This window comes from Neobacillus citreus (assembly GCF_018343545.2).
In the GTDB taxonomy this organism is placed as follows: domain Bacteria; phylum Bacillota; class Bacilli; order Bacillales; family Cytobacillaceae; genus Neobacillus; species Neobacillus citreus.
Window position 1 is genome coordinate 8,961 of sequence record NZ_JAGYPE020000005.1, and the last position, 11,729, is coordinate 20,689.

Here is an 11,729-nt window from a genome sequence, read left to right on the forward strand (position 1 = left end):
GGTCTTCATTGACCTTATGAAGACCATTTTCCATCTTGGCCTGAGGCGTTTGGGTCTTCATTGACCTTATGAAGACCATTTTCCTCCTTGGCTTGGGTCGTTTTGGTCTTCATTGACCTTATGTAGACCATTATCCTCCTTGGCTTGGGCCGTTTTGCTCTTCATTGACTTTATGAAGGCCATTTTCCACCCTGACTTGGGTCGTTTTGCTCTTCATTGACTTTATAAAGGCCATTTTCCACCCTGGCTTGGGTCGTTTTGCTCTTCATTGACCTTATGATGGGGGATTAAAGACATTTCAACCCCGACTCAGCCGCTCTTTTTTGTCTTTATAAAACCGAGGTAGGGTTTGTTATTCAGGTAGTCTCGAACGTTCCCATGCATCGCCCCTGCCCCTCCGCACAAAAAGAACCCTAGGCGCTTCAGCCCAGGGTTCTGCTAAGAAGTTAATGCGACCCGCCAAACAGTTTTCCGACTCCATAGATTTTTTCAAATATCACGATAAATATGACGGATATGAAGATAACGATACTTGAAACGGAGGCGACCATTGGATCATAGGAATCCTGCATATGGAAGAACAATTCGAGTGGCAGGGTTCTCATATCGGTTGATACCATGAACAGCGAAACGGTGACGTTGTCAAACGAAATCAGGAAGGCAAACATCGCACCAGACAAAATCGCAGGCCGGATAATCGGCAGCGTGATTTTCCAAAATACCACGAACGGATTAGCGCCAAGCACCGCCCCCGCCCGCTCCAGCGTATAATCAAAGCCGCTCAAGCCCGTCAACACAAATCGTATCGCATAGGGCACACAAATCACAATATGGGCAATCAGAAAGCCCGTTGGCTTACCTGCCAGCAGCATCGGCGTGAAATAAATCAACAACGCTGCCCCCAGCACCAAATGCGGGATCGTTAAAGGCGATGTCAGCAGCGAAACGATAAAGGTTTTTCCCGGCACTTCATATTTGGCCAATGCCAGACCTGCAATAGTACCGAGCAGGACCGAAAAGAACGCTGCCAAGAAAGCAAACTTCACACTATTGAAAAAGGCATCCATGTACTCAGGTCGGTCTAATATTTTTTCATACCATTGTAGGGAAAATCCTTTTGGCGGAAACGTTGGATAACCTGCTGTGGTAAACGATGCTCCAATGGTCACAATGAGAGGAATCAGCAGAAAAATCAAACCAATTATAGTAACAGTAATCCTAACACCCTTCATTATCGGAACACCTCCTTGAACTTCCTTTCAAAAATCCTTGAAAAAATCGTAACAGAAATTAACGTAACCCCAAGCAAGATATAAGAGATCGCCGAACCGAACGTCCACCGGAATAACGTATTGATTTGCTCATAAATCACGATCGGAAGAACCGGCACGTTCGCGCCTCCCATGAGCGCAGGCGTTACGTACGAGCTCATCGACATGCTGAAAACCAAGACAATCCCGGCCACAACCCCTGGCAAGCTCAGCGGCAGCGTCACCGTGAAAAAGGTTCTTAACGGACTTGCGCCGATAATACTGCTTGCTTTTTCTAAAGATGGGTCAATATTATACAGGCTTGTAGCAATGGACAGTACCATAAATGGCAGAAACGAATTCGCCAAACCAATTACGACCCCTGGTACGGAAAACAGAAGCTTTAACGGGGAATCTGTAATTCCAATTCCCATTAAAAATTGATCAATAACGCCATTTGGCACAAGCAGCAAATACCAGCCGAAGTTGCGGACAACCACACTAATCAATAAGGGTGACGCGACAAGGAGCGTTAGGTAGCCCCTCACCCGCGCCGAGCTTTTCGCCATTGTCAAAGCGATGGGGTAGCCAAGGATAAGAGCGATGATCACCGCATAAACACTGACCTTAATCGTCATCCAGAGCGATCTTAAAAAATAGGGGTCTGTGAAAAACGTCAGATAGTTACCGATGCTGTAACTGGCATTGGAAACATCGAGCCCCTCCACTTCAATGAAGCTTAAATAAAACACGTAAATCATTGGGACGACAAAGAATGCAAGGATAAATAAGAGCAGTGGTGCAAGAAGCAGCATGGCTGCCATGTATTTTCGAAAGACGTTTACTTTTCTTTTCGGTGCCAGTGGCAGGTCCGCGCTCATCTTTTGGTCAGGCGAATATCCGAGGTTTTCCATTCCACCAACACCTCCGTCCCTACCGACCAGGAATTCTCAATCGTTGGTCCGATAATTTGCACATGGTGCTGCCCCTTAACGGATACCTCAATTTCCCATTGTGAACCGAGATAATTCATTTGCTTGATGACGGCCCTTTGCTGGACAAGTTCAGTGTCAGCCACGCCCAGCCCTTGGTCAACTGACTTTATCGAAATTAATTCCGGCCGAATATACAGATTGACGACATCGTGAGCATGGAATATTCGGTCCTTGCCGATGACATTATCTTTTTTCGTTTTGATGACCCAGCCTTCCTCAATTTCGACATCGGTATGGTCAGCGTCAGCCTCTACCACTAATCCTTCAAACCGATTCGACTTCCCGATAAACTGGAAGACAAATTCTGATTGCGGATTTTGGTAGATTTCGGTCGGGGTGCCGATTTGCTCAATTTTCCCTTGGTTCATAACGACGATCCGGTCTGACATGGAGAGCGCTTCATCCTGATCATGGGTTACAAAAATCGTGGTAACCCCGACTTCTTTTTGTAACCTTTTAATTTCCGCACGAAGCTCATGGCGCAGTTTGGCATCTAAGTTACTTAGCGGCTCATCCAGCAGCAATAACTCTGGCTCCACAACCAACGCACGGGCAATCGCCACCCGTTGCCGCTGTCCGCCTGATAACTCCCGTGGATACCGCTTTTCTAAGCCTGTCAATTTCACCAATTCTAGTGCTCTTTTAATTCTGCTTTCCATTTCATCCTTTTTTAACTTACGCAGCTTAAGACCAAACACAAGATTTTCGTGCACGGTCATGTGCGGAAACAAAGAATACGTTTGAAACACCATTCCAAGGTCCCGTTTATAGGGAGGGACGCCATTCATCTTTTTTCCTTTGATATATAGTTCTCCCTCGTCCGGATCGAGGAACCCGGCAATGGCATTTAGTGTCGTGGTTTTCCCGCAGCCGGAGGGGCCAAGCAAGGTAAGAAGCTCACCTTGCTTGATATCCAAGTCAATATTTTGCAAAACGACATTTGTTCCAAATCTTTTACTGACACCACGAATCGTCACATCACTAGTAGTCATCTTCAATCCCTCCTATGTTCGTTGATGCTAATTACTTCTTCACCTTTTTCCCAAGCTCAGGAGTAACTTCCTTCGTCCACTTTTCGGTCCATTCCGGCTGGATTTTTGCGATGCCTGCGAAATCAGGCTTATAAACAGGGTCACTATCTTTAAAACCGATAATAGAATCGTAGTTTTCAGGGAGTTTTACATTTTTCACGACCGGATAGAAGGCAATTTCGGCAATTTTCTTCTGAGAATCCTCTGTTACCATGAAATTAATGAAATCTTCAGCAGCCTTTTTATTTTTAGAATTCTTCACGACTGTCGCGACGATCGCTTGCAATGGAGCCCCTTCTTTTGGAATCACCATTTTGACCGGAACACCCGCATCATGTAAGCCTGCGATCGTATAGCTGGCTTGTACCGTCACGGCAGCGCCCTGTTGCATAGCCGGTTGAATCTGTGTTGAGTTTTTATAGAACGTATCGGAATAGGCAGCTAATTCCTTCCCTTTATCCATTCCAGGCTGCATATTGTCAATGCCGCCGCCATTTGCTTTTGCCAAGCTCAGAAACATCGTAAATCCTGAGTTGCTGGAGACATCAGGGAAAGCTGTCATCCCTTTATAATCGGAACTAATCAGGTCATTCCAAGAACTGATGGCCTTCCAGCCTTTTTCTTTAAAAATATCCGTGTTATAGCCGACCGCAACGGAGTAGCCTAAGACAGGAACACTATGTTCATCAATTAAATACCGTTCATCAATACTGTCTAAGCCTTTAATACTTTCCTTCGCGATGGCCTCAGTCAAGCCCTCTTCCTCAGCACGAACCGCTACAGGGGAATCATACATGGCGATATCGATTTGCGGGTTATCCTTTTGCAGCTGGACTTTTGTTAAAATTTCATTGGAAGAACCGGCTACAAAATTAATCGTGATGCCATACTTTTCTTTAAACTTTGGCGCCAAATCATCGCGGATTAACTTTTCAATTTTTCCACCATTGGCTGCAATCGTAATTTCTTTCGTCTCTGTTTGAGGCTCTGCTTTCGAACCACTTTCTTTGCTTGTTTCATTAGAAGAAGGGTTTGGAACACCACAGGCTGCCAGCATCATAACCATTAAAAGAACAAATACACTAAACATTCTTTTCATCATAATTTCCCCCTATATCAGTTCTATTTTATAAATTCATCACGTTTGCAATAGGCAGCGAACGCTTACAAAAGTCAGTTCCTTCAAAAAATTCCGACTTTTTTTAAACGAGAACTTCCCCATTTTGTAAAATCACTTTTCCATCTGCTACTAACGTTGGTTTGGTCATGATGAGGTCATAATGACAGGCCGCTTTTACATTTCCCCCTAAGGTAATATTAGTACCAATTCCGATATGCACGGAACCGAATACCCCTTCATCTTCAAGCATCGAGCCAATAAATTTACAGTTAGGGTTGAGGCCCACGCCGATTTCTGCGATGTTATAAACATTCGGATCATTTTTTGAAGCCAAATTTTCAGCAAGCATGTCGGCCTGTTTACCGCCGGAAATGGAAACAATCATTCCATCTTCTACTTTTACTGTCACCGGTTCGTCAAGTAATCCAATCCCTATGTAAGGAATACTGGCATCTGCCACAATGACGCCGTGAGCGGATCCTTCGATTGGTGAGACATTCGCTTCAACCGTTGGCACTGGAGCAAATTCACCCGGCTTGACCATACATGGCATGGCGTTGGAGCGTCTTCCTGTCGCGGAAAGGGTAAGGTCTGTACCATGCGGAGTGGTAAGCCTGATTTCGTTGGCTCCTTCAAGGGCGTTGGCTACTGCCCGGCAAATCGGTTCAACTGCTTTAAAATCAGCATGAACTCCGCCTTCAATCAACATTTCATCATGAAACTGGGTCAGCATGATCCCTCTTGAACCTGCATCCACAGCATTGCGGACTGCGCTGGTGTGCGTAATCGAAGTATAGACCGCACTGATAAACACATCACTCGCCTCCATGGCAGCGGCGATTGGTGCCGGAGGCTCCTGCCCATCTGAGTTCCGCGGCGGCATCATGGCCATTGTCGGCTCTGCCCCTGCAGCGACAACGGCTGCGGAAATGCTCTTGGCAATATTCAGCATTTTTGGTTCTGTCACAATCAATACTTGTTCATTTGGTTGGACACCCGCGCACACCTCTACAATTGTTCGGGCTCCCTTGCTCATCAAAATCGTTTTCATCTGATTTTTCTCCCCTTTGTTCTGGTTGGATTGATAAATTTTTCCACTTTTCTATATTCTATAGAATTTGCATTTAAAAAAATATATTCTATAGAATCTATATTTGATAAAAAGTGAGAGGTTGTTACTTCTCACGATTTCCCCTTATTCTGGAGACTTGGTCCCCTTCTTTTTTGACAAGTTTTCTTGATTGATATATTCGAGTCCATTCTGAATATGAACTCTCATCGCTTGTTCCGCTTTGTCCGCATTTTTCTCTTTTAGAGCCTGGAAGATTTCTAAATGCTCGGCATTGATCTTTTCTCTTCGGCTTGAATTATAAGCAGAAATATTGCGGTCATGATAAATCACGTCACTGACTAAACCCAAGAGCATCTTTAATTTCGCATTTCGTGCATACTCAATGATGACCGAGTGGATTTCGGAATTTAACCGGACAATTTCGGTTTCATTTTCTGCCTCGAAGGATTGTTCGAGCAATACCCGGATCCTTTCAATCCCCTCTTCATCGATATTCTCGACCGCCAGCCTAATCGCAAGTGTCTCCAATGCTTCCCGGCATTGATACGCTTCCTTTACTTCCTCATCCGAAAAACTTTGGATGACAACCCCTTTCCAAGGGACAATTTTCACAAGACCCTCTGCGGCCAATCGGCGAAAGGCTTCACGGACTGGCGTTGGACTTACCTTCATTTGTTTCGCCACTTCCGTTTCGGTTAATCGGTTGCCCGCCTGTAAATCCCCTTTAATGATTGCGGCCTTTAAATTTTCATAGATCCTAACATTTAATGGCTGCCTTTCCACCGATTCTACTTTCGAAAGATCCAAGTAACCCTGGCTCAACTGCTTCACCTCTCTGTATGTATCCGTTTTCAGATAATTCTTAAATACATTATTATTTTTGGGACTATACTTTGTCAATACAATATTCTATAGAATATTGAATATTTTTTATTTTTACTATTTTATAAAAATAACAAAAATAACCTCTATATTATTTTACAATAAAAACCGTCTCTAAAAACAGACGGTTTAATATTTTTGAATCCCTTTGAAATTTGAAATGTATCCTCTTTTATCCTTCAAAGAGCAGCTGTGATAGACCAGCCGCCAGCCAAAACGAAAAGTGTTTTCTTGGCATTTTTTAACCTAACGGATCTTCTCCGAAACGCTCCCATAATTGCGGGAACATCTCCATTAAATCATCCTCATCTTCCCAATCAAATTCAATGTCACTGTTGTGGTCTAGTCCTCTTTCGGTCAGCAAGTCCAACATTTCGTCATACAAATCCCCGTCCCAGTCCTCGAGATCCCCGTCCTTTTTCAAGGTGTAGGCATCAAATCCAATATTCAGAAAATCCTCATTTTCAGGAACGCCTTCTTCTCCCAAATTTTCATCGGAGATATAATCAGCCAAGAACTCGGGATTCTTTAGTGTTTTCTCATACACTTCACGCCCCTGCGAAATAAGCCAGCCACGAAAATAATCGAAGGAATCGTCTGAGCACCCCCCCATGATGAGATAGGCCGCTCCCCAAAGACGTGATTGATAGCTTTCATTCATGTAGCTTCGGAAAATAAACTCATAATCCAGTATTTCGCTCTCTTCTTTATTGCTTAATGCCTCTGTCAGCCATTGTACCTGGTCTTCTTCATACGTCTTTGATTGCTCTATTAAATTCCAAAATTGTATTTTATCCATTTCAATCCCTCCAAAATAAACAGCCTTTGCAACAGTTGTATTCTCGGTGGAGGCAATGAAATCCTGCTCGTTTTTACTCCTTCTCAAGGACAATTCCGACTGATTTTTTGCTAGTTTTGTCTCTAAGCCCGTTTCTAAAGGACAGAAGCGAGATTCATAGAAAAAATACATATAAAATAAAGCAGCAGCAGATTTTTTCAAATAAAGAGGGTTCGCCAGTGGGGGGTACGGTTCTCCTGCATCATTCTTCGGTGCCCGTGTTAGCAGTGAAATAACCTATTTCACTCACGCGCTTTTTTTTACAGTGTATTTTTTAAAAGATGGCTTTATTTCAGCAATTAAAATGGCCATCATAATGAGCATAGCCCCCATAATCATCCGACCGGTCAATACTTCATGTAAAAATAAAACAGACAACACCATTCCGAAAAATGATTCTGTTGATAAAATAATGGATGCCTTTGTAGCGGTTGTAAATTGAAGTGCCCTATTTTGAGTAAGATAGGCAATCGTTGTTGAAAACACCGCTAAGTACAAAATCGAATACATTCCTTCTCCCTCAATCGCCGTCGGTATATCACCTTGGATGAACACCGAGACTACACTTAACAAAGATGCTGTGATGAATTGGACTATCGTCAGTGAAATGCTATCTTCCTTTTGGACAAAAAGGTTGGTGTAAAAAATATTAAAAGCAAAGGCTACTGCACACCCAAGGGATAAAGCGTCGCCTATATTGATTATCATAGAGCTTTGCATGGATAAAAGGCCAATGCCTACTATAGCTATGATCGAACCGTACATTTCAAATCGATCAATTCTTCGCTTATAAATGAGGTAAGCAATGATCGGCACAATGACAACATTGACGGCAGTCAAAAATGCATTTTTAGATGGTGTCGTATATTGCAAACCAACCGTTTGTAAAGCAAATCCCATATATAAAAAGGTTCCTAGAATAGCACCTTTCCTCACGACAGCTTTTGTAAATTTTTTAAATTTGTAGCCAAATAGCACTGTTAGTAAAATTGTAGCTAAAACAAATCTACCTGCCATCACCTGATAAGCAGTAAAATAGTTTAGTGCAATATCGGTTACAACAAATCCGCTGCCCCAAATTATCGCTGTAACGAGCAGCATTCCATCACCTATATATTGTTTCATCTCTTCCCCTCCCTGACTACCCCCAAGGATATCACAAAAAGAAACACAATAACTTGATTGCAATTCCAAACTTTCCAGCTTATTTTTTGGATGGATTCCAATCTGCTTTCGTTTGCTAAATCAGAAAAAAGCTGTCAATATCGACAGCTCCGACCTTAAACTCTTTTTCCACCGTTCATCAAAAAAGTTGACTTTGCTTGCCCAGCAGATCACCAGTTAGGATAATTTTTTCCTGTAAAACTGGCCGTTAGTTTAGAGTACTCCTTCTATTTTTGATTTTATTTGTTCTATATAATGGAGTCCACGAAGAGAGTCTACTTTTTTTCCATCTTTAAATATCACAAGCGTGGGGATTCCTTGAACTTCATATTTTGCAGCCAGGTCCGATTCTTTATCAGTGTCAACCTTTGCGATCGAAATGTTATCTCCCCACTCCAATGATAACTCCTCTAGAATGGGCTCCTGGATACGGCATGGCGGACACCACTTGGCACCAAACTCAACCAGTGTAATCCCATTTTCAATTTCTTTATAAAAATTATGAAGATCTAATTCTTTAATCATCTGTAAAACCTCCCTCTAATTTCCACCATCAATACGGGTACGTTCTTCCTTGATTGAGGTTATCCGTTCAATTAAATTAGAGCGAATCATTGTAAGCAGCTGAATTTGATGATCCAGCTCCTGCAGTTTTTCTTCGTAGATGGGGAGAATTTCATTACAGAAAGCTTCTTTATTTTTCAAGACACAATTTAAAAAACCTGAGATTTGCTCAATCGTGAGTCCCAAATTTAAATAAAACTTAATGGTGTTCACTTGTTCCACTGCCAAATCATGATATTCGCGATATCCGTTTGCTAAGCGCATAGGGCTTAGAATTCCTTGTTCTTCGTAGTACCGTAATGAACGAACACTCACCCCAGTTAGCCTGGATAACTCACCAATTTTCAATGGGGAAGAACCCCCCTTCTTAATGATGTTATGGTTATTATAAACCCTCACATTAATGTTAAGGTCAATGGTTTTTTTAGAAAAAAACATAAAGATTTTTGAGGAAAGCACCCGTTAATGGAATGCTATTATGTTCTTGCATAAAACCATCACTTGCCTCCCAATAAACTTCATTTAATCTATACACTAAGTTTACAAGACTTTAATTTTCAGATGTTATGATTGGTTTACCAACGAATGAGGGGGCAGAATAAATGAATGTGCGTGCGATATTTATCGATATGGATGGTACACTGCTAAAAGCCTCAAACAACATTTCCTGCCGAAATATGGAGGCCATTTATAGGCTCATTAATCAGGGGGTCACGGTGTTTCTAGCCACAGGCAGACACTATGAAGTAACTGCTCCCTACCATAAAGAAATTGGCCTACAAACGCCGATGATCTGTTTGAATGGTGCCGCCATTCACGATGGACAGACTGGAAAAGCTATGCAAATGCAAACCGTTCGAGTGGACGAAGCACGATTTCACCAGCTAACCGCTGAAAATCCTTTTAATGTTATTGTTCATACAGCAAATGGGCTTTATTGTAAGGAAACAAATGAAGAAATTGAATATTGGACAAAAGTTGGGCAAATTCCGCCACGATATATTGGAGATTTAAGACAGGCAAATTATCAAGATGTATTGAAATATAGTGTTCTAACAGGTGCACCAAGTCCGAAATTTTCAGCTTTGTTTAAAAAGGAAGCAGAAGTCATCGATTGGAATAATGGATTTGAACTGCTCGCTCCTAATGTTTCCAAATGGTCTGCCATAAAAAGCTTACTTCGTGCTTATCGAATTAGCCCAAAGGAGGCCGTAGCCATTGGAGACGGACCCAATGATATAGAAATGCTTCGTCATATCGGTACCGGCGTGGCAATGGGGAACGCTAGCGAAGAGGTTAAAACAGCAGCTGATTTCGTGACTGGACACCACGAAAAAGATGGATTAGCAGAATTTATAGAACGTTATCTTCATAAAGCATACGTGGTTTGATGCATGGGTGGTTCTGGCTTGATGCATGGGGACGGTTCTCTTGTCTCATTTTGGGCCTGGCTCAGGGTTCTCAGGTTCCGTAACGTTGCATGGTTATGTATATTTTTAGAAAGCCTGAAATGATGCATAAGAACCGTCCCCATGCCTCACCATCATCCCATTAGTGAATGTCTTTTTTCTTAAAGCGGCCGCCATGTACTGCGGTTACGTCTGTTGCTATGATGAAGGCTTGGGGGTCTAATTCTCTGATGATATCTTTCATTTTTGTTTCCTCCAGCCTTGTAAAGACACTTAAAATAACACGTTTATCTTCACCGCTATAGGAACCCTCTCCGTGCAGAAAGGTCACTCCCCGGCCTAATCGCTCGGAGATGGCATCCGCTATCTCCGTGGTGTTATCACTTATGATATACACCGATTTCATATCATCCATACCTTTTACCACAACGTCAATGGTTTTGAAGGCAATATAATAGGTAAGCATCGAAAATAAAGCATTTTCGACAGAGAAGACAAAGGCTGCAACTGAGAAGATGATCACATTCACAAACATGATGATTTCACCTACAGAAAACGGGACCCTCTTTTCAACTAGAATGGCCAACGTTTCTGTACCATCTAACACTCCGCCATTTCTGATGGTTAACCCTACTCCTAAGCCTAATATTAATCCTCCGAAAACAACAGCCAGCAATTCATTATTTACGATCGGTTTTACATGATGCATGAAAGAAGTCGCCACAGATAGGGCTATAATTCCATATAACATGCTAATCGCAAAGGTTTTCCCAATCTGTTTATAGCCTAAGAAAAAGAACGGCAGGTTTAGAATAACCAAGAAAATACTAAGGTTAAAGGCTGTCACATGGCTCAATATCATGGATAAGCCCGTTACCCCACCGTCAATCATATTGTTTGGAATTAACACAGCCTCTAATCCATAAGCCATAATGATGGCACCAACCGTAATAAATAATCCCCTTTTAACAATATTTCTTGCCGTTAACCTTTTATGATTCGCTTTCTTTTTTTCTGCATATGTACTCATACAATTCCCCCTCTATTTTTGATGCATGGATGATGCAAGGGGACGGTTCTCCTGCCTCATCCATAAAGCACAATAAAACTCCCTTACTGCTAGGCCTCTGGACAAACACATGCCTTTCTTCAAAATAAAATGGAGAAAGGACGGTGATTCGAAATGGCAAACTCACTCAATATAAGTCAATTTAAGGTACAAGCACTTTCCAACAATGCAAACGTAAATTTTAGCGGAACCACTCAAAACAGCCATACTTCTAATAATATCATAATCGGCGGCAATTTTAGTTTCGGCGATGGCTCTTCCAACTCATTCACCAATATTAATTATGGCAATATAACCGTTCCAAATGAAAAAACAGTCCAAGATTCTTAGGCAAA

General features: G+C 42.3%; 13 protein-coding genes. 2 read left to right on the forward strand and 11 right to left on the reverse strand.

Annotated features, from left to right (window positions below):
• Window positions 1–446: 446 nt before the first annotated feature.
• The 10 genes from KHB02_RS04515 to KHB02_RS04560 form a co-directional block, all read right to left on the reverse strand.
• Entirely contained in the window at window positions 447–1,232 is a 786-nt protein-coding gene (locus KHB02_RS04515; protein WP_213146286.1) for an ABC transporter permease, read from the reverse strand.
• Entirely contained in the window at window positions 1,232–2,164 is a 933-nt protein-coding gene (locus KHB02_RS04520) for an ABC transporter permease (protein WP_213146285.1), read from the reverse strand. Before KHB02_RS04520 ends, KHB02_RS04515 begins: the two co-directional genes overlap by 1 nt.
• Complete coding sequence (locus KHB02_RS04525; protein ID WP_213146284.1) at window positions 2,128–3,237, reverse strand: ABC transporter ATP-binding protein; 1,110 nt, start codon at window positions 3,235–3,237, stop codon at window positions 2,128–2,130. Before KHB02_RS04525 ends, KHB02_RS04520 begins: the two co-directional genes overlap by 37 nt.
• 31 nt (window positions 3,238–3,268) lie before the next feature.
• A complete protein-coding gene (locus KHB02_RS04530) occupies window positions 3,269–4,378 on the reverse strand; it encodes an extracellular solute-binding protein (RefSeq protein ID WP_241113718.1) in 1,110 nt (369 codons plus the stop codon).
• Window positions 4,379–4,478: 100 nt separating this feature from the next.
• Window positions 4,479–5,447, reverse strand: a complete 969-nt coding sequence (locus tag KHB02_RS04535; protein ID WP_213146283.1) for an aminopeptidase — start codon at window positions 5,445–5,447, stop codon at window positions 4,479–4,481.
• A gap of 144 nt (window positions 5,448–5,591) precedes the next feature.
• The gene (locus KHB02_RS04540) at window positions 5,592–6,290 is read right to left on the reverse strand and encodes a GntR family transcriptional regulator (protein WP_241113719.1); all 699 of its coding nucleotides are present in this window, start codon (window positions 6,288–6,290) and stop codon (window positions 5,592–5,594) included.
• A 301-nt stretch (window positions 6,291–6,591) separates the two neighbouring features.
• Window positions 6,592–7,149, reverse strand: coding sequence for a DUF4240 domain-containing protein (locus KHB02_RS04545; RefSeq protein WP_213146736.1), 558 nt, complete (start codon window positions 7,147–7,149; stop codon window positions 6,592–6,594).
• Window positions 7,150–7,434: 285 nt separating this feature from the next.
• Window positions 7,435–8,313 (reverse strand): DMT family transporter, encoded by an 879-nt coding sequence (locus KHB02_RS04550; protein ID WP_213146281.1) that lies wholly within the window; start codon window positions 8,311–8,313, stop codon window positions 7,435–7,437.
• A gap of 252 nt (window positions 8,314–8,565) precedes the next feature.
• A complete protein-coding gene (locus KHB02_RS04555) occupies window positions 8,566–8,877 on the reverse strand; it encodes a thioredoxin family protein (RefSeq protein ID WP_213146280.1) in 312 nt (103 codons plus the stop codon).
• A gap of 15 nt (window positions 8,878–8,892) precedes the next feature.
• Window positions 8,893–9,264 (reverse strand): MerR family transcriptional regulator, encoded by a 372-nt coding sequence (locus tag KHB02_RS04560; protein ID WP_213146279.1) that lies wholly within the window; start codon window positions 9,262–9,264, stop codon window positions 8,893–8,895.
• Between the two features lie 254 nt (window positions 9,265–9,518).
• Between KHB02_RS04560 and KHB02_RS04565 the strand changes: the two genes are divergently transcribed.
• Window positions 9,519–10,307, forward strand: coding sequence for an HAD family hydrolase (locus KHB02_RS04565; RefSeq protein WP_213146278.1), 789 nt, complete (start codon window positions 9,519–9,521; stop codon window positions 10,305–10,307).
• A 160-nt stretch (window positions 10,308–10,467) separates the two neighbouring features.
• Here the strand turns inward: KHB02_RS04565 and KHB02_RS04570 are convergent, their stop codons facing one another.
• Window positions 10,468–11,355 carry a YitT family protein gene (locus KHB02_RS04570; RefSeq protein ID WP_213146277.1) on the reverse strand — a complete coding sequence of 296 codons (888 nt, stop codon included), beginning with the start codon at window positions 11,353–11,355 and terminating at the stop codon, window positions 10,468–10,470.
• A 153-nt stretch (window positions 11,356–11,508) separates the two neighbouring features.
• Here KHB02_RS04570 and KHB02_RS04575 point away from each other — a divergent pair, with 153 nt between their 5' ends.
• Entirely contained in the window at window positions 11,509–11,724 is a 216-nt protein-coding gene (locus KHB02_RS04575; RefSeq protein ID WP_213146276.1) for a spore germination protein, read from the forward strand.
• Window positions 11,725–11,729: the final 5 nt, after the last annotated feature.